General features: G+C 61.8%; 19 protein-coding genes. 5 read left to right on the plus strand and 14 right to left on the minus strand.

What is annotated here, in order from left to right:
• Positions 1–123 precede the first annotated feature (123 nt).
• From ACFX4T_RS02025 to ACFX4T_RS02050, 6 genes are all read right to left on the minus strand, one after another.
• Positions 124–1,758, minus strand: a complete 1,635-nt coding sequence (locus ACFX4T_RS02025) for a glucoamylase family protein (protein WP_377650631.1) — start codon at positions 1,756–1,758, stop codon at positions 124–126.
• Positions 1,759–1,770: 12 nt separating this feature from the next.
• Positions 1,771–3,678 (minus strand): glycoside hydrolase family 3 N-terminal domain-containing protein, encoded by a 1,908-nt coding sequence (locus tag ACFX4T_RS02030; protein ID WP_377650632.1) that lies wholly within the window; start codon positions 3,676–3,678, stop codon positions 1,771–1,773.
• 39 nt (positions 3,679–3,717) lie between these two features.
• Positions 3,718–4,572, minus strand: a complete 855-nt coding sequence (locus ACFX4T_RS02035; protein ID WP_223946664.1) for a carbohydrate ABC transporter permease — start codon at positions 4,570–4,572, stop codon at positions 3,718–3,720.
• Between the two features lie 8 nt (positions 4,573–4,580).
• On the minus strand, positions 4,581–5,528 hold the full coding sequence (locus ACFX4T_RS02040) for a carbohydrate ABC transporter permease (protein WP_377650633.1): 948 nt from the start codon (positions 5,526–5,528) through the stop codon (positions 4,581–4,583).
• Between the two features lie 2 nt (positions 5,529–5,530).
• On the minus strand, positions 5,531–6,805 hold the full coding sequence (locus ACFX4T_RS02045) for a sugar ABC transporter substrate-binding protein (protein ID WP_377650634.1): 1,275 nt from the start codon (positions 6,803–6,805) through the stop codon (positions 5,531–5,533).
• A 230-nt stretch (positions 6,806–7,035) separates the two neighbouring features.
• Entirely contained in the window at positions 7,036–8,127 is a 1,092-nt protein-coding gene (locus ACFX4T_RS02050; protein ID WP_223946661.1) for a LacI family DNA-binding transcriptional regulator, read from the minus strand.
• Positions 8,128–8,427: 300 nt separating this feature from the next.
• Here ACFX4T_RS02050 and menD point away from each other — a divergent pair, with 300 nt between their 5' ends.
• Positions 8,428–10,137, plus strand: coding sequence for a 2-succinyl-5-enolpyruvyl-6-hydroxy-3-cyclohexene-1-carboxylic-acid synthase (gene menD, locus ACFX4T_RS02055; protein WP_377650635.1), 1,710 nt, complete (start codon positions 8,428–8,430; stop codon positions 10,135–10,137).
• 293 nt (positions 10,138–10,430) lie between these two features.
• On the opposite strand, the gene ACFX4T_RS02060 is transcribed toward menD, so the two are convergent.
• The 4 genes from ACFX4T_RS02060 to ACFX4T_RS02075 form a co-directional block, all read right to left on the minus strand.
• Positions 10,431–11,225, minus strand: coding sequence for an amino acid ABC transporter ATP-binding protein (locus tag ACFX4T_RS02060; RefSeq protein ID WP_216927427.1), 795 nt, complete (start codon positions 11,223–11,225; stop codon positions 10,431–10,433).
• An 11-nt stretch (positions 11,226–11,236) separates the two neighbouring features.
• Entirely contained in the window at positions 11,237–12,028 is a 792-nt protein-coding gene (locus ACFX4T_RS02065; RefSeq protein WP_216927425.1) for an amino acid ABC transporter permease, read from the minus strand.
• Between the two features lie 102 nt (positions 12,029–12,130).
• A complete protein-coding gene (locus ACFX4T_RS02070) occupies positions 12,131–12,931 on the minus strand; it encodes an ABC transporter substrate-binding protein (RefSeq protein WP_377650636.1) in 801 nt (266 codons plus the stop codon).
• A gap of 158 nt (positions 12,932–13,089) precedes the next feature.
• Positions 13,090–14,454 (minus strand): isochorismate synthase MenF, encoded by a 1,365-nt coding sequence (locus tag ACFX4T_RS02075; protein ID WP_377650637.1) that lies wholly within the window; start codon positions 14,452–14,454, stop codon positions 13,090–13,092.
• 91 nt (positions 14,455–14,545) lie between these two features.
• On the opposite strand from ACFX4T_RS02075, the gene ACFX4T_RS02080 reads away from it, so the two are divergent.
• The 3 genes from ACFX4T_RS02080 to ACFX4T_RS02090 are packed head-to-tail and all read left to right on the plus strand — an operon-like array spanning position 14,546 to position 17,795.
• The gene (locus tag ACFX4T_RS02080; RefSeq protein WP_377650638.1) at positions 14,546–15,316 is read left to right on the plus strand and encodes a demethylmenaquinone methyltransferase; all 771 of its coding nucleotides are present in this window, start codon (positions 14,546–14,548) and stop codon (positions 15,314–15,316) included.
• A gap of 22 nt (positions 15,317–15,338) precedes the next feature.
• Complete coding sequence (locus ACFX4T_RS02085) at positions 15,339–16,682, plus strand: geranylgeranyl reductase family protein (RefSeq protein WP_377650639.1); 1,344 nt, start codon at positions 15,339–15,341, stop codon at positions 16,680–16,682.
• 9 nt (positions 16,683–16,691) lie between these two features.
• Positions 16,692–17,795, plus strand: coding sequence for a polyprenyl synthetase family protein (locus ACFX4T_RS02090; protein ID WP_223946655.1), 1,104 nt, complete (start codon positions 16,692–16,694; stop codon positions 17,793–17,795).
• Positions 17,796–18,086: 291 nt separating this feature from the next.
• Here the strand turns inward: ACFX4T_RS02090 and ACFX4T_RS02095 are convergent, their stop codons facing one another.
• The 4 genes from ACFX4T_RS02095 to ACFX4T_RS02110 form a co-directional block, all read right to left on the minus strand.
• Positions 18,087–18,941 carry a type IV toxin-antitoxin system AbiEi family antitoxin domain-containing protein gene (locus ACFX4T_RS02095; protein WP_377650640.1) on the minus strand — a complete coding sequence of 285 codons (855 nt, stop codon included), beginning with the start codon at positions 18,939–18,941 and terminating at the stop codon, positions 18,087–18,089.
• 318 nt (positions 18,942–19,259) lie between these two features.
• Positions 19,260–20,390 (minus strand): IS1249 family transposase, encoded by a 1,131-nt coding sequence (locus ACFX4T_RS02100; protein ID WP_377650641.1) that lies wholly within the window; start codon positions 20,388–20,390, stop codon positions 19,260–19,262.
• A gap of 581 nt (positions 20,391–20,971) precedes the next feature.
• Positions 20,972–21,394 carry a hypothetical protein gene (locus ACFX4T_RS02105; RefSeq protein WP_216927411.1) on the minus strand — a complete coding sequence of 141 codons (423 nt, stop codon included), beginning with the start codon at positions 21,392–21,394 and terminating at the stop codon, positions 20,972–20,974.
• A 13-nt stretch (positions 21,395–21,407) separates the two neighbouring features.
• Positions 21,408–22,079 carry a trimeric intracellular cation channel family protein gene (locus ACFX4T_RS02110; RefSeq protein WP_216927402.1) on the minus strand — a complete coding sequence of 224 codons (672 nt, stop codon included), beginning with the start codon at positions 22,077–22,079 and terminating at the stop codon, positions 21,408–21,410.
• Here ACFX4T_RS02110 and ACFX4T_RS02115 point away from each other — a divergent pair, their 5' ends adjacent.
• On the plus strand, positions 22,080–22,847 hold the full coding sequence (locus tag ACFX4T_RS02115) for a sirohydrochlorin chelatase (protein WP_377650642.1): 768 nt from the start codon (positions 22,080–22,082) through the stop codon (positions 22,845–22,847).
• The last annotated feature ends 143 nt before the right edge of the window (positions 22,848–22,990 follow it).

Below are 22,990 nucleotides of genomic sequence, written 5' to 3' on the forward strand. Positions count from 1 at the left end.
AAACCTACGTAGGAATCAACCTCCCCGAACCAAACAAACAACCAACCCACTGACTCCACACAGCTTGACAGCCTGCGGGTTTTGCGTGTTTCTCTCTCACTTACCGATCGGTGGGAGCCGAAATCAACCGACCAAGCCTGCACCGAACTCCTCTACGGCAATAAGTGGTTGGATGACTTTCTGGACCTCTCCCTTTACGAAGTTCCTGCGGATCACGTTGTCTCCAAATACGTTGCCCAATGCTCCGAGCACCATGGCCTGGTCAAGGGAGAGATAACGCCGCGCGATAGTTCCGGACTTTACGGCAACTGCATCAAAGAATCCGCCCTGACCGTATGCTACGAGGTCCTTTTCAATCCTTACCAGGTTTTGGTAGGCCTCCTGAGGCTCGTACTCCATCGCAAGGAACGAAGCATGGGGTGTCACCACGCCGTCGCCCCACGTCGGAGTGGGGTCGGCTGCCGGTCGGCATTCTCCAAACCCGGTGTCCACGGTGGTCCGCTCGACATCAGATGGGTAGCCGTCACTGCTCATCCCCAGCGCGTCCACGCCCCACTCCGAGTAGCCACCGTTCGGGTGGCTCGCCGGTGAGAATCCCCAATATCCATACTTGGCGTCGTCCAGGCCGAACTCTCGCTGTGCCCGGACTGTTAGCGGATGGTTGATACCCCAGGCTTTCGGGGCCCAACTGGATTCGGGGACAAACAAGTCCGGCATCAATGACTCGAACATGTCCCCGCCCCAGCTGGGAACTATGCGCATGCCACGGTAGGTGTATGCCCCCTCAAACACATCGATCCCCTGATAGCTCCGGTGTTCACCCACAGGTTGTTGTTCCTGCCAGGACCAGTCACAGCTATCAGGGAACGCCCTCATGGTGGCGAAGTAGTGTGCCGGCGGAAGCTGACCCAAAGCGATGCCGATGTAGGTGGCGATGCGGGGTTCGGAATTGGTGACGTCGTAGTGGTTGAGCGTGTAAAACACGTCGGGTCCGTTACCAAGGTAGTTGCCTTGCACAGTCTCCACCGTGGGTTTGACGTCATAGAAGCCGCCTCGCAACAGACCCGCCGCAACGCCGGGCCGTGCGTCCTTGTTGTAGAAGATGCCGAAGTTCATTCGCTGGAGGATGCTGTTCGCCAATGCGGCAACCTTAGGTTCGGCGTTACGGACCACCATGAGGGCCGCGGCGAACCACCCGTTGTCCACGCTCGAGAGGAATGGCTGAACCACGTTGCCGTTCTCCGGCCAGATGGTGATGACGTCGCCGGTGGCTTCGTTGTACCAGTTGTAGAGCATGCCGCTGGGCTGGTGGTGTTTGAGGTGCATCAACGTTGTCAGGGTCTGCGTCAGGCGGTCCCTGCACTCACGTGCGCTAATGAGCCGCAGCTCACGGGCCACAACAGTGCTCCACATGTAGCCGCCAATGTTGGTGGGGGAGGTGAAGCCGCTGCGCTCAGGGTTGGTGATCGAATCGCCGATGTAGTCGGCAGGCAGTCCTGTCCGTGGATCCGTCATGGCCACCAAGGATTGCCAAGTGTCATGGGCCCACCGGTTGATGACCTTGTGGTCGATGCCGCTTTGGTTCTTCGCCGTGGATACCCGAAATGCGTTCGACGCCGGAACTGTGGTTGAGGTGGCCAAGCCGGGTTGCGCTGCGGCAGCGGTGAGTCCGGTGGCGGCGACGGCCGCGACACCGGCTAGGAGCTGGCGACGGGTGGTGACGGACAGGCCATGGGCTGGTGCAATGTGCTGGTTCATGAGGTCTGTCCTTTACTCGGTTTTGGAGGACGCGGGGCCGGATAGGGATGGATTTTCGGAAGTCAGGCGAAGGCCGTGCCCAAAGGGGAATAGGGGATTCGCGGTGTCACTGGGTACGTCCGGTCGGGAAGCCCGGACAGCATCCATGGATCTCGGAATTTCGAAGGGCAGCTTTCCTTCGGGTTGGATCCGTCCGAACAATGCGTCCAGGAGCGCTGTATCCGAGACGCCGAAGGTGCCTACCAAAGCCGAAGCCAATCCCCTCAGGGGAGTCAAAATGGCGGGACGGTCCAGGCGAACGTCGATGATCACAGGAACGCGCTTAGCCAAGGACATAAGCCGCGAGACCAGCCCCGGCGGAAAGTCCAGGCTTCCGGCGTGAAAGTGCTTCTCAAGGAATAGATCGTCGCGATGCTCCCATGGCGAGTGAAGTCGGATGATGGCAATGTCCGCCTCGTCCGGGTTTACCGCGGGTGTTCCAAACCCGGCGAGGTTGGCGGGGTCCACTCCCTCAACGTAGATGGAAGGTGACCCCGTCAGCGGCAGGGTGCTTCCGGCGTCGTCATCGCTGTTTGCCAACACCGTAACGGACCGCGCCTGCGCGCAGTGCCCTTCGCGCCGGAACTCTGTGTTCCCGACGATTTCTGCCGCCGCATCCTCGTCCACGAACGGGTTGTCGAACAGACCCAACTGGAATTTGACCAGAAGCAGGCGGCGTACGGACTCATCTATGCGTTGCTCGCTGACAAGGCCATCCCTGACCAGACCGATGAGCAAGTCCGTGCATTCTTCGCCGCCGAACTGGTCCACACCGGCGTTGAGGATTTTCAGCATACGCTCCGGTGCCGTGAGCTCTTCGACGCCCCAGGACCGTGCCGGCAACACCTGGTCTCGCACGATGTTGTCGTTGACCAATTCCCAGTCGCTGAGAACAACACCGTCGAATCCGAGCTTTTCCCTGAGTAGGCCCGTGATGATTTGCTTGTTGTAGCCGAAACCCACCTCCTCCACGGGTTCGCCGTCGAGTTCCACGCCCACCGGCATTCCGTAGTAGGGCATGATGGCGCTGGTTTTCTCCGCAATGGCAGTCCGGAAGGGAACCAAATGTTCATCGAATCGGCCACCCGGATAAACTTGCTCCCGCCCATAGGGGAAATGAGCGTCTTCACCATCGCGCTGTGCGCCTCCTCCGGGGAAGTGCTTCGTGGTGCAGGCGACGCTGGTGCGCCCCAGATTCTCTCCCTGGAACCCGCGCAGGTACTCCACCACGTACTGGGCGCTGAGCTGGGAGTCCTGGCCGAAGGTCCCTGCCTGCCGGCACCACCGCGGCTCGGTTGCCAGATCAACGGTGGGATGAAGGGCTGCCCTGATACCAACAGCCGTGTACTCCTGGCGCGCAATCCCTGCAAAACGGCGAATAAGTTCGGAGCTGCCGATAGCTGCGAGCCCGATAGGTTCGGGCCACTGCGAAAAGTGGGCGGCGGTGAAGGAGACACCGGAGTTCTCAATGAATGCATGCCGTGGGTCAGTGGAGATGGTCACGGGAATCCCATGAGGCGTCTGCTGTGCGAGTTCCTGGAGGGCGTTGCTCCAGCGGGCGGCCTCGCGGGCCGTTCCCAGCCTGTGGATATTGAAGTGGTTCATGAACTTGCCAAGAATCACGGTGCTGGTGGGCGATTTGCTGATGTCCCCCGGTGTCTCCAGCAGCGAACCTTCGGGACCGGTTTCTATCACCGTATGGAACATCAGGCCGGCCTTCTCCTCGAGGCTGAGGCGGGAGGTGAGGTCAGCTGCACGTTCCTTCGGGGTGAGGGCAGGGTCCTCAAAGGGATCCATGATCCCGTTGCCGTTAAGGTCCCGGTAGTGCGTTCCTTGGTCCGACACGGAGGTCAGGGGGCTGGTGTGGGTTTGTGATGTCATGGGTACTTTCGGGGTCAGTTGTGGTTCGGCCCGGAGGGGCTACTTGATGCCGGTGGCAGCGACGCCCTGGATGAAGAAGCGCTGCAGGGCAACAAACAAGAGAAGGATGGGTGTGATCACCAGGACTGATCCGGCCAGGAGCAGTCCGTAGTCGGTAGCGTTCTGGCCCGTGGAGTACAGCGAGAGAGCCACCGGTAGGGTGTACATGTCTTCGCTCTGGGCCACCACAAGCGGCCACAGGAAGTTGTTCCATGATCCAAGGAAAGTCAGAATCCCCAAGGTTGCCAGCGGAGGTCCGCAGAGGGGCAGAACGATCCGCAGGAAGGTGCGCAACTCACCGGCACCGTCAATCCTGGCTGCCTCGATCAGCGAATCCGGAATGCCCATGATGAATTGGCGCATAAGGAACACACCCATGGGTGCTGCCAGGAAAGGCAGGATGAGTGCCGGGTAGGTGCTCACCAGGCCGAGTTTGCTGACCATCACGAACAGTGGGACGAAGGTCACCACACCGGGAACCATCAGCATGACCATGACCAGGAGGAACAGGAACCGTTTGCCGGGGAAGTCCATCTTGGCCAAGGCGTATCCAACCATGGAGCAGAACAGGAGATTGCCCAGAACGGTGAACACGGCCACCACCAGGCTGTTGAGGAAAAACGTGCCGATGTGGAGTTCGTTGAACCACGTCAGGAAGTTCTCCAGCGTGGGTTGTTCAGGCCACCAGGTGATGGGCCGGCGGAGAAGCTCACCCTGGGTCTTGAATGCGCCAAGGAACATCCATACGAAGGGGAGGAGAGTGGAAGCTACTGCCACCAGGAGGACTGCGTAGGTCAACGGGCGGGCAGCCGGTGTTCGTTTCCTGGGCTTGCGCATTATCTGGTCTGTTGTCATTGAAGTCCTCAGTCCTTGGATCGCAGGGCTCGGAATTGGATCAGGCTCAGGAGCGCAATCGCCACAAACAGGACATAGCTGGCGGCCGAAGCGAGTCCATACTTGCCGAACCCGAACTGGTTGAACGTGAAGTAGCTGACTGACAACGTGGAATCCAGTGGGCCGCCCTTGGTCATCACAAAAGGCTCTTCAAAGAACTGCAGGAAGCCCACGGACAGCAGGACCGTCCCCAGAAGCAGGGTGGGGCGCAGCATGGGCAAGGTGATGCGCATGAAGCGCTGCCAGGCATTGGCACCGTCCACTGCTGCAGCTTCGAGAATGTCGGCTGGAACATGCTGGAGGCCGGCGAGGAAGATGATCATCAGGGTCCCTAGATTCCGCCAGACTGCCAGCATGATCAGTGCGGGCATAGACCACGTGGTGCTGTTGAGCCAGTCTGGGCCCGCGACGCCTACCCAGCCCAGGATGATGTTCAGCAGGCCATCGGGCTGGAGTATGAACCGCCAGACGACGGCGACAGCCACGATACTGGTGACCACCGGCGTGTAGAACCCGACGCGGAACGCAGTGCGGAAACGTGTTATGCCGTTGTTGAGGGCTACGGCCAACGCCAAAGCCAGAACGATCGTCAAGGGTATCCCCGCCACCACGAAGTACGCAGTGTTGAGGACGGAATGCAGGAACTGGGGATTCTTGAAGAGGGCAGAGTACTGGTTTAAACCTACGAATCCCACAGCAAACGGGTTGTCGATGTCGCGGCTGGTGAAGTCGGTGAAGGACATCAAGAACGATGACACCAATGGTCCCAGCATGAAGACCGAGAAGACCAGGACAAACGGCAACGCGAAGAGCCAGGCAACCAACGCATTGCGCCGGCGACGTGCGCGTCCTCCCCGGGCAGGAGGCCTGCCAGCCACCTTGGTGCTGGCAGGCCTGACGCTTGTGGTGGTTGCCACTGCTATTTCCCGGTTCCGATCGACTCCGCAGTCTGCTGGAGGGACTTCAACGCTTCCCCGGAGTCCTTGCCCGCCTTGACGATCTGCTCGATTTCGGTGTCAGCGGCTGCGGCTACCTGGGTCCAGGTGCTGACGGATGGCGGGTTGTTGGTGTTCTTCAATTGCTCTCCGAACACGGAAAGCTTGCTGTCGGCGGAGAGGGACGGATCTTTCCACGCGCTCTCCTGGGAGGGCAGGTCGCCCGTTGCCTGGTACCACTTGAGCTGGATCTCGGGCTTGGACAACCACTGCAGGAGCTTCCAGGATGCGTCCCTGTTCTTGGACTTCTTGAAGACCACCATGTTGGAGCCGCCCACGAAGGACGTGGAACTCTTGGCCTTGGGCATCGGCGCAACCTTGTACTTGTCCGCGAAGCCCTCCCCGCCGGCTTTGTTCAGGAGCCCCACATGCCAGGGACCACTGATCATCATGGGCGCAGAACCGTCTACGAAGGAAGCCTCGGCTGTGGTCCCTGTTGACGCCGCTTTGGACGCAATTCCGTCCGTGAAGAAGCCCGAGTAGAACTTCAGTGCCTCGGCAGCCTCCGGGGTGTCGAGAGTCCACTTGGTGCCGTCGTCGTTCATGAGCTTTGCGCCGTTGGACCACTGGAACGGAAGGGTGTCCTGGAAGGATCCGGCCACGCCAGTCGGCAACTGGATTCCGAATTTTGCCCCGGCCTTTTCCTGGAGAGCCTTGGCCAGGGTTTTGAAATCGTCCCAGGTTTCTGGGGCCTCGGTGATCCCGGCCTTCTCTGCAAGGTCGCTGCGGTAATAGACGACGCGGGTGTCAACGTACCACGGCAACCCATAACTGGTCCCTTGAACTTCCGTCGACTTCACGGAGCTTGGGAAGAACGTGCTGGCGTCGATTTCCTGGGGAGTGGCGTCGAAAGAGTCACTGAAGTCGCCCATCCACGTGGTACCCATCTGTGCAACGTCCGGAGTGGTCCCGCCGGCAATGGCCGTCTGGTACTTGCTAAGAGCCGCGTCCCAGGGAATTGCTGTGACGTCCACCTTGACGCCAGGGTTTTCGGACTCGAACTCCTTCAGCAGGGCAGGCAGTGCTTCGCCCTCGCTGCCTTGCGCCCACAGAGTGATGGTGCCGGTAGCCGGCCCCGAGGCAATGGGTGCGGCGGACGCATCACCGGCCGGAGCCGTTGCGTCCCGACCGCAGGCTGTGAGCAGCAGGGCTGCAGCGAGGCCTACCGCAGCTGCCTTGGTGGCGTTCGGATGGATCATCGTTGTTCCTTTCGTGGGTCCCGATCTTCTCTGCCAACTGCGGAAGGGAATATCGCGGAGGAGGGTCATACTTGCGCCTCAAAATAGATATCTAAGCGCTTTGATTTGCCAACAAGCCCAATCTAAGCGCATTGACTGTGACTTTGGCAACAGCTTGGTGAGGCAATGTGGAAAAAGAAAAGCCCGGCGGAACATGCCCCGCCTGACTTTATGTAATGTTGACGACCTGGCTAGGCCGCCTGGCAGCCGCAGCTTTCCCGCACCACAAGACGGACGGGGAGATGTACGTTGGCGGGCGGCTTCTCAGGATTGTCCAGCCGATCCAGCAGAAGCTGCACCATGGACCGGCCCATTTGTTCCAGGGGTTGGCGCACGGTGCTCAAGGATGGTCGGACCACGCGGCCAGCAGCAATGCCGTCGAACCCCGTCACAGCCACGTCCTTCGGGACGTTGACTCCAGCTGCCGCCAAGGTATCCAGGACCACCAGGGCGTCCTGGTCTGTGGCGCACACAATGGCATCGGGCAAGTTCCCGCCTTGGCAAAGCAAGCGCACGACCTCAGCCACGCGCTCATCGCTGCCGCACGGATAGTTGGGGCCGCGGGCCGACGATAGTCCTGCATCATGCAACGTTCGGAGGAACGCCTGGAGCCGGTGGTCATTGTCGGAGGAGGGCATGCCGCCGAGGAACATAAGCCGGGTCATGCCATGCACCGTCAAGAGATGTTCGGTAATCGCTCGAATGCCGGACTCATTGTCCACAGTTACATGGTCCAGATCCGCGTTGAGGTCGCTCTCGGAGACTTCCACCACGGGAATGCGTCGGGCAATGCGGGCCAGAGCCTCGCTGGGGACCGACCTGGGAAAAATGGCCAAACCATCAACACGGCCCGCGATGTCGGACAACACCGCCTCGTTGTTTTCCGGATTTCCGCCGCCTACCAGCAGCGCCTGGCCGCGCCGCCAGCATTCCAATTCGACCCCGCGCTGCACCTCGTCCACATACAAGGGGAAGAGTCGGAGGTCCTCGTTGCCAAGACCCTCTGTCGGGGCCGGGACCGAGGCGGCAATGCCTTCTTCCCTCCGTCCATGGGCAGGATCCAGCAGATAGTCGTAGGCAAACAGGCCAAGGGCGCCGGTCCTGCCGCGTGCCAGCCCGCGGGCGCTCGCGCTGGGGACATAGCCCAGTGCTTCGGCAGCTGCCAGTACGGCATCCCGGGTGGAGGCTTTGACCTTGTCCGGCTGCCGAAAAGTAAACGAAACCGTCGCGATCGAGACGCCTGCCCGTTCTGCGACGTGGTAGACCGTTGGACCCTTTGCCATATGACTCTCCTTCTACATCGAGTCTATGCGCTTAGCTCAACTCCGTGGTGAGAACGGGCACGATGTGATTGAGCATCGGGTGGGAACGGGCACGATGTGATTGAGCATCGGGTGGGAACGGGCACGATGTGATCGAGCATCGGGTGGGAACGGGCACGATGTGATTGAGCATGGGTGGGAACGGGCAGGATGTGATTGAGCATCGGGTGGGAACGGGCAGGATGTGATCGAGCATCGGGTGGGAACGGGCCGGGATGTGAGAGAGCGATTGGGTCCCGCCCGCGCCAATAGACTGGAACCGTGACTTCACAGGACTCTCTGACATCCATCGCCGCCGCCAGGATCGCCGTGACTGCACTGCTCGACGGCGGTGTGCGGCACGTGGTGGTGGCGCCGGGTTCGCGTTCTGCACCCATGGCCTACGCCCTTGCTGAGGCAGAAGCGGCGGGCAAGGTTCTCCTCCATGTCAGGATCGACGAACGTGATGCCGGATTCACAGCGCTTGGCCTCGCCCTCGCAACCGAAGCGCCTGTCGCAGTCCTGACCACCTCGGGCACCGCAGTAGGAAATCTGATGCCGGCCGTCATGGAGGCCAATCATGCGGCCGTACCGCTCATCGTCGTCTCCGCGGACAGGCCGGAGGAGCTTCACGGGACCGGGGCGAACCAGACCACAATCCAACTGGATCTGTTCGGCGATCACGTCCGCTTCGCCGTCGACGTCGCCGCGGGAGCAAGCCCGCAGCGCGCGATTGCCACCGCGCTCTACGCAGCCACGGGTGCGCTGGAGGACACCCCACCGGGACCGGTCCAAGTGAACCTCGCGTTCCGCGACCCACTGGTTCCGGCGGTTGGGGATGCACTTCCCGCCGTCGCAGGACACAGCGTGTTCCATTACGACGCCGGCCCCCAGGCGCTCGATCTTCCGGCCGCTTCGCAGGAACTCCCCGAACGCCGCACTGTGGTCCTCGCAGGTCACGACGCCGGTCCCGTAGCTGAGGCTTTCGCGCGCGCGCACGGCCTTCCCTTGCTTGCGGAACCTTCATCCAACGCGCGGTTCGGCCCCAACGCCGTAGGCCCATACCGGGTGCTGCTGGAGCACTTCGGCCCGGATTCGGCCACACCGATCGAGCGCGTGGTCCTGTTCGGACGGGCTACCCTTTCCCGGCCCGTGGCATCGCTGTTGGCCCACCCCACCATCGAAACCGCAATCTACCAGCCGGTTCCTGTGGCCTGGTACGAAGCTGGCCGTCGCCGCGAGACACCCCTGGAAACCCTCCCTGAGTTAGCCGCATTTGCTGGCCGGGGCTCTGCCGAGTGGCTGGATTCCTGGCTCCTGGCCGGGGCTGCCGCCCAACATGCTTTGGACGGAATATTGGCTGGGGAGTCGGCTGCCAACGGTCCTTCCGTCGGTGCCACCGTCTGGGAGCACTCGCGCGGGAAATTGGTTCTCGGCTCCTCCAACGGCATCCGTGACGTCGACCTCGCCGGCCAACCGCACCCTGACCCGATCGCCACGGTCTACGCCAACCGCGGCCTGGCGGGCATCGATGGCACCATCGCCACCGCTACCGGAATAGCACTCGGCAGCGGACGCGAAACCACGCTTCTCCTCGGCGACGTCACGTTCCTCCATGATGCCGGTGGACTACTTCTGGGCCATGGGGAACCCGTGCCTGATCTCCGCATCGTGGTCCTTAACGACTCCGGTGGCGCAATCTTTAGCCTCCTCGAGCACGGGGCAGTGGAAGACTCGGGGGCCTACGGCACCGCCGTCGAACGCCTCTTCAGCACCCCACACTCAGTGGACATCGCGGCACTCGCGGCGGCGTACGGCGTCGGACATCAGGCGGTAAGTACGACGGCGGAACTTGCCGAGGCCCTCAAGTCACCGCTGAAGGGACGCACCATTGTGGAAGTCCGCGTGGACCGGGCAGGCCTTCGGAAACTGCACGCCCGCATCAAGGAAGCGGTCTCCGGCGCCGTGAGCAAGGTCCTGACCGCGGGCTAGCCAGCCGTGGTGCTATGGCCGTGCTCTGCTTGTGGCCCTGCTGGGGATACGAAAGAACCGTGTGAACGCCATTCGCGCTACGGGCCATGGCGTTGTCCGGTTGGTGTGGAGTGATCTCCGATCGCCCGCTCGGCTGGAAGCCGAGCTCGAGGCAGCAGGGGTTCCCCGTCGTCGTCGTGTTTCTGCGGGCCGCGCAAATTCGTAGAGGACACAGAAACGGGAGGGCGACACCCACATATAGGTGTCGCCCTCCCGTTTGCGTGGCGCCAGCGAATCTGCGCGACGGTGAAGCGTCAGTCCTCCACGACGTCGATGTGCGTCGGGTCCAGGACGCGGCGCAGGAATTCCTTGGTTCGCGGCTGGGACGGGGCGCTAATGACATGCTCCGCCGGGCCTTCCTCCACAACCACGCCGGCATCCATAAAGACCACGCGGTCAGCCACTTCGCGGGCGAAGCCCATTTCGTGCGTGACCACCAGCATGGTCATGCCTTCCTGGGCGAGCTTGCGCATAACGGCAAGGACATCGCCTACCGTCTCCGGGTCAAGGGCGGACGTTGGCTCGTCGAACAGCATCAGCTGCGGGTCCATGGACAGGGCGCGGGCGATTGCGACGCGCTGCTGCTGGCCACCGGAAAGCTGGTCCGGAAAACGGTCGGACAGGTGGCCGAGGCCGACGCGTTCAAGGTTGCGGCGTGCCACCTCGGCGGCCTCGGACTTGGACCGCTTGAGGACCTTCATCTGCGAGATGGTGCAGTTGTCCAGCACGCTGAGGTGCGGGAACAGGTTGAAGTGCTGGAACACCATCCCCACGCTTTGGCGCATCCGGTTAAGGTCTACGTCGGGGTCGGTGGCCTCGAACTTGCCTACGTTGATGGTGCCCGCGTTCGGGTGTTCAAGCAGGTTCACGCAGCGCAGGAGGGTGGACTTTCCGGAGCCTGACGGCCCGATCAGGCACACAACCTGACCCGGTTCAACGGTCAGCGAGATGCCCTTGAGGACCTCATTGTTGCCGTAGGACTTGCGGAGATCCTTGATGTCCACGCCTGCGGCGCGAACAGCTGCGGTGCTCCCAGTGGAGTTATTCATGACTGTCCTGCCTATCGCTTCGTCCGCGCGGAGCGGCTTTCGAACTTCCGTGCCAGGAGGCTCAAGGGGATGGTGATGACCAGGTAGAAGGCACCGGCCACAAGCAGCGGAGTCAGGCCGGCTCCGAGGCTGGAGATGCCATCGCGGCCGAACTTGGTCAGCTCATACTGGGACGCGGTGAGGCCCAGCACGTAGATCAGCGAGGAGTCCTTGGTAAGCAGGATGATCTCGTTGGTCAACGGCGGCAGGACGATTTTGAAAGCCTGCGGAATGACAATGGAAACCATCGCGCGCCAGTGCGGCATGCCCAGTGACCGAGCGGCTTCCATCTGCCCCCTGGGAACGGCCTGGAGACCGGCGCGCAGGGTTTCGGCGATATACGCGGAAGCCACCATACCGAGGGAAACCATGACCACGATGTTGACGTCCCACTGCACACCGAAGGCCAGGGGTACGCCGTAACCGAAGGCGATGAACACCAGCAGGGCGGGGACGCCGCGGAAGAATTCGATGTATCCAGTAGCGATCCAGCGGTACAGCGGGAAAGAGGAGAGCTTCATCAGGGCCAGCAGCAGACCACCGGAGAGGCCCACAACGAAGGCAAGTGCCGTGTAGATGAGGGTGTTCTTGAGGCCGATGAGGAAGATGTCGGGGAACATCGGGCCGATTTTGGCGAAGTTGAAGACGCTGTTTCCAACGGTCTTCCAATCCACGGCGAGGATCACTGCGGCCACGGCCACAACGAAGATCCCGGCCTGGACGTACAGACTGACTTTGGCTCGTTGACGTGCAGTCATTGCCATGGTGTTCTCACATTCGTGTTGCGCAGGAGGGGCCCCGAACGGACTGCCTAAACAGATCGTTGCGGGGCCCGCCTGCGTGATTCTTGGGAGCCGGAGCTCGGACTACTTCTTGGTGGCTTCGCCGAACCAGGTTGTCTCGAACTTCTTCAGGGTGCCGTCATCGGTGATGCGCTTCAGGGTGGCGTTGACGGCATCAGCCATGGCTGTGTTGCCCTTCTTGATGGAGATGCCCAGCTTCTCGCCCGTTGCGTAGTCTTCAACGCGCTTGAGTTTGGAATCGTCCATGATGGCGTAACCCAGAACCGACTGGTTGCCGACCGCGGCGTCGATGGTGCCCGCCTTGAGGGCCTGGACCAGGAGACCGGAGTCCTCGAACTGCTGGGCGTCGATTCCCTTGTCCTTGGCGTACTGGGCGCCGGTGGTGGCCTGCTGGACGCCAACCTTCTTGCCCTTTGCGCCGTCCAGGTTGCTGATGCTCGAGGACGAGGTAGCCACGAGAGTCAGGTCGTCGTCCATGTAGGGGTTGGAGAAGTCCATGACGTTCTTGCGGACGTCGGTGATGGAGATTGAGGAGATGGAGACGTCGCAACCAGTCAGTGCCGTGCCGGTCTCGATGGCTTCGAAGGAGCTGTCAACCACGTTGAGTTCGGCCTTGAGGTCCTTGGCAAGTTCGTTGGCGATGTCCATGTCGAAGCCGACGATCTTGCCATCCTTCTGGAACTCGAAGGGCTCGTAGGGGACGTCCGAGCACACCGTGAGTTTGCCGGCGTTGATGAGCTGGGGACCTGAGCCACTGGAGGCAGCCGGGGTGGAGGAGCCACCGCAGGCTGTCAGGGCCAAGGCGCCAGCTGCGAGCACGGCGGCCATCTTGGTGCCGGACAGAACCGAACGGGAGATCTGCATGTTTTTTACCTTTTGTTGCAGGGGATGCTGAACTGAGTCGGTTTTAGTGTAGCGCCGAACCTGAGATGTGCATCACAGGAAACTTAGTTTCACTATCAGATAACTAGTTTAGCGAATATGCAAGCGGCTCCCGCGGGTCCCCGTCTGAGATCCCAGATTCAGCGCTGGATTCCCAAGGCCTCAAGCATTGGCCGGAATTTAGCCCACGTCTCGGCGAGCTCGGCCTCCGGCTGTGAACCTTCCACGATCCCGCAACCCGCGTAAAGCCGGACCGTGTTGGCGTCCTCGATGACCGCGCCGCGCAAGGCGATGCCCCACTCGCCATTGCCTGCTGCATCGAGCCAACCCACCGGTCCGGCGTAGGGACCACGGTCCAGGTGCTCCAGTTTTCGGATCAGCGCGCCGGCCACCAGAGTAGGTGTTCCGCACACTGCCGCAGTGGGATGGAGCGCGTTGATCAAGGCCAAACAAGTGGGCACATGACCTTCGATATCAGCAAGCTCGGCCTTGACGTCCGAGGCCAGATGCCAGACGTTGGGCAGTTCAAGAATGAAGGGCTCGCTGTGCGAGTTCATCGCTTCGGAAAACGGCGCCAGCTGGCGGGTCAGCGAATCAATTGCGATCTCATGCTCGTGGCGCTGCTTTTCAGATCCGGCCAATACCCGCTCGGCGTAGGCCATGGGGGATCCGTCCACACCTTCGGCATCGCGGCGATCCAACGTTCCGGCCAGCACGCGGGCCTGAGCCGTGCGGCCCTCCACCTGGATCAGCATTTCCGGTGTCGCGCCCACAAGGCCGTCAACACCATACGTCCAGCATTCCCGATACCTCGCCGCCAGTTGGCGAAGCACCTCCGCAGCGTTCACGCCGGCAGGAAGGTTGGCCACGACGTCGCGCGCCAGGACGAGTTTCTCCAGCTTGCCGGTGCGGATTTCCGCCACGCCGTTGGAGACGGCGTGCATCCAATCCGTCTCGCTCAACGACCCCCGGCTGAGGTAACCACCGGCACCGTTGGGCGAAAAAGCGTCCGGTGACAGCCCGACGTCGGACCCTCCTGCCGCAACGGCCTCACCATCGCCTTCGAATGGCTCGGTGCTTGTCAGCCAGCGGTCCAAGGCGGCGAGGACGCCCGCCTCGGTGAGCTCGGCGTCGTCGAACGTTAATCGGGTGGCCCAGGCGCGGCCATCGCGGATGCCAACCACCATCTCAGGAACGATCAGCCGGGAAACGTGCGGGGACATCTTGGAAAAAGCGAACGAGCCAAACGCAACCGGGCCAGTGCCCGGAACCTCAACGCGATCGGTGATCTCGGCCTCAAGTATGAGGTGCCGCCACCAGATATCGGCCTCAAGAAAGCGCTCCGGACCGGAGGCATTGAACCGGGTCAGCTCGCCATAGCCAACAAGGCCGGCTTCACGCCGTGACCAGCAAAGGACATCGTCCCGGACCAGAAACGACGGCAGCCCCCCGGAGGATGATTCGACATCGAGGGGGACTGTCAAGGTACGGAGCGTGCTCGTCATGATGGAACAACAGTACTCCCGCGTGCCGCCAGAACCTGAGCCGAGTTCTACAGCGCAGCAAACTCGGCTGAATGTCTGAGACAATTACAAGGTGAACCGAGCATCCTTGGAAAAGCGTCCGGACGAAGTTGCGACGATGTTTGACGATGTCGCCCCCAAATACGACGTCGTGAATGACGTCCTCTCCATGGGGCAGACGCGTCGGTGGCGCCGGATCGTGGTTGATGCAATGGATGTGAAGGTGGGCCAGAAGGTCCTGGACCTCGCCGCTGGAACGGGCACCTCAAGCGAACCGTATGCCGATGCTGGCGTGAATGTTGTGGCCTGCGACTTCTCCCTGGGCATGCTCAAGGTAGGCAAGCGCCGCCGCCCGGACATCGACTTCATCGCCGGAGATGCCACCAGCCTGCCGTTCGCGGACAACAGTTTCGACGCTTCCACCATTTCCTTCGGCCTGCGGAACGTTGTGGAACCGCGCAAGGCCCTCGAGGAAATGCTGCGCGTCACCAAGCCCGGCGGCCGGCTGGTCATCGCTGAGTTCTCGCACCCCGTGGTGCCGCTGTGGCGCAACCTTTACACCGAATACCTGATGCGCGCTCTGCCGGCCATTGCCACCAAGGTCTCCTCCAACCCGGATGCCTATGTTTACCTCGCGGAATCCATTCGCGCCTGGCCGGACCAGGACCACCTGGCCCAGTGGCTCAGCGACGCCGGCTGGACGGACATCACCTACCGCAACCTCAGCGGCGGCATCGTGGCAGTTCACCGTGCGCAGAAGCCGGCCGAGCACCGCGAAAGCGTTCCCGTTGCCAAGCTTCGCCGCCAGATCAAGCCGCGCCGGTCCGGCAGCCAGCCCAGCTGACGTGCCACTTATTTAGGACGACGTGAAAGTACTGATTGTTGGCGCGGGACCCGCCGGGTCCACCGCCGCTTATTACCTCGCCCAGGCCGGCATTGATGTCACAGTTCTGGAAAAGACTTCCTTTCCCCGCGAAAAAGTTTGCGGGGACGGTCTCACCCCGCGCGCGGTCCGTGAGATCCAGAAGCTCGGATTGCCGCATGCTGAGTCCGAGGGCTGGCGCCAAAACAAGGGGCTTCGACTCATCGCGGGCGGCCGTACCATTGAGCTGCCTTGGCCCGAGGTTTCAGACTTTCCCACGTACGGACTGATTCGGACACGTCTGGGCTTCGACGAAGAGTTGGCCCGTCACGCCCAGGCCGCGGGCGCCGTCGTGCTTGAACGCCACAGCGTCACCTCGGCATTGCAGTCCGACGACGGCCGCGTCATCGGCGCACGTGCATCCATCCTTGACGAGTCCGGACGCAAGACGGGCGAGACGCGCGACTTCCATGCCGACGTCGTACTCGCCGCGGACGGCAACTCCACGCGAACCGCCGTGTCGCTGGGTATGCACAAGCGTGACGATCGCCCGCTGGGCGTCGCCGTGCGCACCTACTTCACATCTCCCAGGCATGAAGACGACTGGATGGAAGGCTGGCTGGAACTTCCCGGCAAGTCCGGCAAGCCTCTGCCCGGTTACGGCTGGGTGTTTGGCGTCGGCGACGGAACGTCCAACGTGGGCCTCGGGATACTGAACTCTTCCAAAGAATTCGGCAAGCTGGACTACAAGCAGGTCCTGCGCGAATGGACCGCCGGAATGCCCGCCGACTGGGGTTTTACACCCGAGAACCAGGTAGGCGAGATCCGCGGCGCTGCGCTGCCCATGGGCTTCAATCGCACACCTCACTACTCGCCCGGGCTGCTCCTGCTAGGCGACGCCGGTGGCATGGTGTCCCCGTTCAACGGCGAGGGCATCTCCTACGCCATGGAGTCGGCGCGCTACGCCGCCGAGTTCCTGATCGACTCTGCTTCGCGTTCGGCCTCCGCCGGTTGGACCGCCGACGACGCCGACGCCCACCTATCGCGCTACGCGGACTATGTGCGGGACCAGTGGGGATCGCACTTCACTTTGGGTCGAATGTTTGCGTCCTTGATCGGGAAGCCGGCCGTGATGAAGCTTGCCCTACGCACGGGAATGCCGATTCCGATGCTGATGCGTTTTGTAGTGCGCATGCTCGCCAACCTCACGGATCCGTCCGCGAAGGGCTTCGAAGACCGCGTGATCCGCGTCCTTGAGATGCTCGTCCCGGCCACGTCCAACACTTCCTCTGTCCGTCCTTTTAAGGCGGCAGACTCCGACACCGCGGTTTCCGCAACAACTAGTTAGGGTTAAGCCGTGACGAACTCTGCCGAACACAGCTGGACGCATGCCGGGCACGGCCTGCCGGACACTGTTGAGCCTGCCCCCAACACCACCGCGATCGCAACGGGTCTCCAGCTGCCCGCCGGTTTTGCCGCTATCGCCGGCGACGCCGAACTCGGCCCGGCTATCACCACCAACCTTGCCCGCGTGGAAAAGAAGCTTCGCGAAGCCATCTCCAACTCGGATCCCCTTGCTGACGCAACGTCGCGCCACCTGGTGGAAGCCGGCGGCAAGCGCATTCGTCCGCTGCTCACTTTGCTGTGCGCGCACCTTGGAGATGCTTCACGTCCCGAGGTGGTCCAGGCTGCGGTTGTGGTTGAACTGACGCACCTCGCCACCCTGTACCACGACGACGTCATGGACTCTGCACCCTTCCGCCGCGGCGCCCCGACGGCCCACGAAGTGTGGGGCAACTCAGTGGCCATCCTCACCGGCGACCTCATCTTTGCCCGCGCCTCCATCCTCGTCTCCGAGCTCGGCTCCCGTGCCCTCGGCATCCAGGCCCGCACCTTCGAACGCCTCTGCCTCGGCCAGCTCCACGAAACGGTCGGCCCGCGCGAGGACGAAGACGCTGTGGAGCACTACCTCTCCGTGATCGCCGACAAAACTGGATCCCTGGTTGCAGCCTCTGGCCAACTTGGCGCGATCTTCGCCGGTGCCGATCCCGCCTTCGAGGACCTCTTGGTTGAATACGGCGAGAAGGTTGGCGTGGCCTTCCAGCTTGCCGACGACGTCATCGATGTCACCGGCGTCAAGGTCAAGTCCGGCAAGTCCCCGGGCACCGACCTCCGCGAAGGTGTTCCCACGCTGCCCGTTCTGCTGCTGCGGCGCGATGCTGCTGCCGGTGATTCGTCAGCGGCTGAGCTCTTGAAGCTTGTGGACGGGGACTTGACGTCTGATTCCGCCCTTGCCGATGCTGTGGCCGGTTTGCGCGAACACCCGGTGACCACCGAATCCTGGAAGATCGCCCGCCAATGGTCCGCCGAGGCCGTTGCCGCTTTGGCCCCGCTGCCTGAGGGTGTGGTGAAGGCGTCGCTGACGAACTTCGCGCATGCAGTGGTGGACCGGAGTAGCTAGCCTTCTCTTTGTGGGTGTGGGTTCCTGACCTTGTTTGGTTTGCTTCCAGCCGTTGTGCAGCCGTTTTGGGTTGCGTGCTGGCTGATTTAGTTGCAATGAGGGTCAGGACGCCACGGGCGTGGTGATAGTTCACGACGCCGGGGGCTACTTGGGCGTCTGGGGTGTGGGTTCCTTACCTTGTTTGGTTTCCCTCCAGCCGTTGTGCACCCTTTTTGGGTTGCCTGGTGGCTGATTTGGCTTCAATGATGGTCAGGACGCCACGGGCGTGGTGATAGTTCACGACGCCGGGGGCTACTTGGATTGCAAGCGTGACGGTCCGAAGCGGCCGGCTTCCCTGTTGGCCAAGACAGCGAGCACCTCGGACACCATTCGTTCAGGGTTATGAACGACGTCCGCGTAGTAGTAACGAAGGACCAAGTGGCCGCCCCGGATACTGGCATTGTTCCGATATTGGTCCTTTTTCACTTGTTTCCCTTCCAAATGTGTACCGCCGTCGAGTTCGATGACCAGACAATCGTCGATCAGACAGTCGACTTCCCCAACCCGGGGCAGCTGCACGTGCATGCGGACGCGGAGTCCCGCCCGCACAAAGTGAGTGTGGGCCAGAACCTCAAGCAAGGAATCCGCCCTTGGCAGGACTAGATCGAGGATTGCCCGGGCCTTGCCGTTCCGATTCCCGGTCAGCCTCGAACGGAGGTAGTCGGGAGTGAGCAGGGCCAGGGCGATCGCGCTTTGAACCATGACCAATGATTCCAACTCAGGCAAGCAACGAAGGGCGTGCATCAGGACGTCGGCCACTCCGACTACCGGAAGATATGGGTGGTGTGGATGTAGGGCTAATGCGTGATTAACTACTGCTGGATTGGGCAGACCGTTACCGCAAGTCAGGTGCAGGATGTCCGGATCGTGAAGCGTCCAAAACCCGTAGAACCGCGCAGCCGAGATGCACGTCAGACGACCATTCGCACGAAAGGCCGCAACGACGTCGGGGTCTGCTCCCTTGGTGACATACACGCCGCGCTGTACACGTTCGATAGCTCCCGATCGTGTGGCATCGGACAGGGAGCGTTCTGTAAAACCGGCCCGTTTTAGATCCGTAGTCCTGGCTGCTCCGTGCCGGGATTGAAGGAATTCGATGAGGTTCATTCGGTCATGCTTCCGTGCTTTCAGTCCTGAATGTGCTGTGTTTTGCAGCTATGTGGATAACTGCACGGGTCCGTAAATAAGATCTTGGTTGTTGGAAAATCATTGACGGCAAAAGTTGCATATGTGACAGAGTTGTCATAAGCTATTCACGGATCCACTAAATGCCTCCGGTGGGTCTGATGCGAACGGAGATTGTGGTCCCGGTTCGGTGCAGCGTATGACTCGTAACGTTGCAGCGGACCGGGGCCATTCCGTTTAACAGCAAGACCTCAGTGGAGGCGGGGTTATAGGACAAAACGTGTGTAGATTCCGGGCGTGTCAGGATCGTCCGGCCCAGCCGGTGCGGTGCCAGAGGCCTTCGTCGGGGCTGAGCCCGGTGCTGTAGAGATCTGGGCCGGGTTCCTGTTCCTGCAGGGTGTGGTTTGTTGTCTTGGCGGGTCGGTAGTGGCGGGTTTCGATGAGCTTGGCCGGCGGGCGGGGTTGCTCGCTGTGGAGGTAGAGGTACCACTCAATGGCCCGTTTTTGGTGGTCCTCGCTCATCCCCCGGTGTGCCCGCAGGATCAGCCTCAGTTGCGCGTTCGTGCCTCCTTCGATCCTGTTGGTCGTCGAGGCGATGTCCAGCCCGGTGTACTCGGCCTGCAGATAGGTGAAAAGCGTCCCGGCCCGGCCGAGTCGTTCCAGGAGCCGGTAGGCCTTGCGGAGTCTGTCGTGCGTGTACCACCAGGCCTGATTCGACCGGACCCATCCCGGCGCCACCGCCGTAGAGGTACGATAAGTGCGCGCCTTGACCAGATGCCCGTGTTCCTGATGCCAGTCGTTCAACCCTGCCAGCCACGCTGCTGCTTCGGCCGGGGCGGTGATCCTTGTCAGCGCCCGTCCCAGCCGCAGCAAGGTCTTTCCTGCCTCTGTTCTGGGCCGGCTGGTCAGATAGGTGCGGACGTTCCGCTGGACATGGACCAGGCAGCGCTGGACTGCGGTTTCGGACCAGCATTCCGACAAGGCAGCGGCGATCCCTGACCCGCCGTCGGTGATCACCACCCTCGGTGCCGGGAAGCGCTGCAGCAGAGCCGCCCACGCAGCCTTCTTCTCGGTGTCGCACCACTGCCAGCCAAGCACATGATCACCGGCAACGGCGATTAAACAACACCACGAACCGACGTAAATCCCATCGACCTGGATCTGGTCATGGACCTCACCGGTCACGGGAATGCGCGGGTCAATGTTCCAACACCAGGCAGTACGCCGACGGAAGGAACGGGCCGTACCAAACGATCCACGTGATGCCTGACTGGACGTACCCAAAAGCCAGCCGAGGAACGCCTCCAACTCCGCCCGGCGGCTCACATCCGGACGTTCCCCAGACCGGCTCGACCCACAGCCCAGACATCGAAAGCGCTGCTTCCCCGCAGCCGTTTTCCCGTTCCGCACCAGCCTCTGACCGCAGACCAAACATTCCAGCGATATGCAAGCACCCCAGCCACACTAAGCTCCAAAAGCTTAGCTACCCTGGATTTCACCCGCCAATACTGGGAAGTAGGCCTCTCCCATACACACGTTTTGTCCTATAACCCGCACAATGGCCGTGGCCCAGCCAAACCTGGTTGGGAAGCCACAGCCCCCAGCGATTGGCGCGGGCTGGGGGCCGGGGTGAGTGCCGCCGTCGTGGTTGTTGGTGGGGCATGGAGGCCGGGGGGCCGTGGCTTCGAGACCTTGTTTGGAGGACGGGCAGCTCTAATGCAACCCGGATAGGGTGCAAAGGGGCTGCGGCCAAGCCAAACATAGTCGGGAAGCCAGAACCTCCGGAGAACAGCCTGGCGGGGCGGCGGGGGAGGCGTGGCTTCGGGACCTTCTTTGGAGGACGGGCTGCTCTAATGCAACCGAAATAGGGTGCAAAGTGGCCCTGGCCCAGCCAAACCTGGTCGGGAAGCAACGGTCCCCACCAAAAAAAATCAGCCCACCGAAACAACCCCCAAACAAAAACAGCCCCCACACCACCCAACAAAGGGAGCGCAGGGGCTGCCAGTCAAAACCTAGTCTTCGTCGTTGAACGCCCACTCGAACATGTCGAAGACGAACTCGGAGAACGTGCCTTCTTCGCTCTTCCATTGCCCGCGGGCGTTGTTGCGGCGCCAGACGATGGGGTCCGGGATGCTGACATCGGCGATGCGGAAGCCCCAGGTGAATTGTTCCTCTTCGTCCTCGAGGAACATGAGGAAACCGTCGTCGTCCACCTCGAGTTCTTCGGGATCCCAGAAGTAGTGGTACGCCTCCATGAGGTCTTCGCAGCCGCCAAGAGCGAGGTAGAACTCGCGCAATGCCAGCGGGATCGTGAAGGAGTGATCGGCGAGGGCCTCGTCAAGTTCCCCTGGTGTGAGGCCGTCTTCTTCCTGCCATTCATCCTCGAGATACTTTGGGACCAGCGCACGGAACTTCTCGAGGAACATGTCAGTCATGCTCTTATCCTAGCTAATCGCGGGCACCCGAAATTGCGCCCGCTCCGGTGCCTCCACGCTGCCATCCGCGCACGGCCAATGGCACGTACCAACTGCGCCTCCAGGCTGTGACGCGGAAGGCGAAAACGATGCCGGCCACCAGGCATGCAGTGAGCCCGCTAAACAGGCCAAGGTGCCAGAGCAGGGTGGTCAATCCAGCCCCCACGAACGCGGGTAGCGCGTAGATGTCGCGGGCATCAAAAAGGGTAGGAATCTCGTTGGCCGTGATGTCGCGTAGCAGGCCGCCGCCCACTGCTGTTGTCACTCCCAAAAGGATCGCAGCCACAGGATTCATGCCGGACGTGAGTGCCTTCAGCGTCCCGGTGATGCAGAACAGGGCCAGCCCGCCGGCGTCGAACAGGGTTAAGAGGGACGTGAAGCGCTGCACGGACGAGAACAGGAAGTACACCAGCAGTGCAGCGAGCAGAGGCGGGATCAGATAGACCGGATTTGTGAAAGCAACAGGGGGTCCGGCGTTGATGACCACGTCGCGGATCGCACCACCACCGAGCGACACAATGGACGCGAGGAGCACTGAACCCACGATGTCGAATTGTTTGCGGGCTGCCAGCAGCGAACCCGAGACCGCGAAGAAAAACACGCCGACCAGGTCAAGCCACAGAAGGACAATGTCGATGGAAATCAAGTGGACGGGTTCTTTCTGCCTGCGACTCTCAGTAGGTGCTGGCTCAACGTTACGCTAGCTCCCATGAACAGCCCCGTTTTGATCGCCTGTGCCCACGGAACCCGCAACGCCGAAGGCCAGGCCGCCATCCGCCAGGTCATGGCCGAAATCGAAGCCCTGCGCCCCGGCCTACAGGTGCTTGAGGCGTACGTGGACGTGCAGGAGCCTGAGCTGTCCGGCGTGGTGGAAGGCCTGCCTGAGGGGACGGCCGCCGTCGTCGTACCGCTTTTGCTGAGTACCGGCTTCCACATCAAGGTGGACGTGCCCAAGGCGATCAAGAGCCGGCCGGAAGTAGTGGCCGCGAGGCCGCTGGGTCCGGACCCGCGCTTGGCTGAGATGCTCGCTGCGCAGCTGCGCGCTGCCGGGCTGAAGGAGAACGACGGCGTGCTGCTGGCTGCCGCGGGATCGTCCCTTCCGGACGGCTCGGTGGACTCCGAGGAGCAGGCGCGGCAGCTGGCCGAGCTTCTGCCGAACAAGGTTCGCGTCGCCTATGGTGCCAGCGCGCAGCCAACAGTGCCCGACGGCGTCGCCTCTTTGCGTGCCGAACTCGCCGAAGACGGTGGAACAGGGAGGGTTTTCGTGTCCTCGTACCTGTTGGCAACTGGCTACTTCCACGATCAGCTGGCCAAGGCTGGAGCGGACATTGTTACGGCTCCGCTGTTGCCCTCGCCGGTTCTCGCGGAGATAGCGCTGGAGCGTTACGACGCCGTTCTGGCAAGGGCGTCCTAACCTTTATTTGCGGGGTGGGAGCACAAAAAGGACCTGCATATACATGCCCTTGGGACAAGGCCGCTGGCGTGTTCGTGACGAAATGTTTCCCTAGGTGACTTAGCGTTTCCGGACCTTTGCTGACGAAAACTGGCCAGACCTAA

It is taken from the genome of Paenarthrobacter sp. YIM B13468, assembly GCF_042788025.1.
GTDB classification, from domain to species: Bacteria; Actinomycetota; Actinomycetes; order Actinomycetales; family Micrococcaceae; genus Arthrobacter; species Arthrobacter aromaticivorans.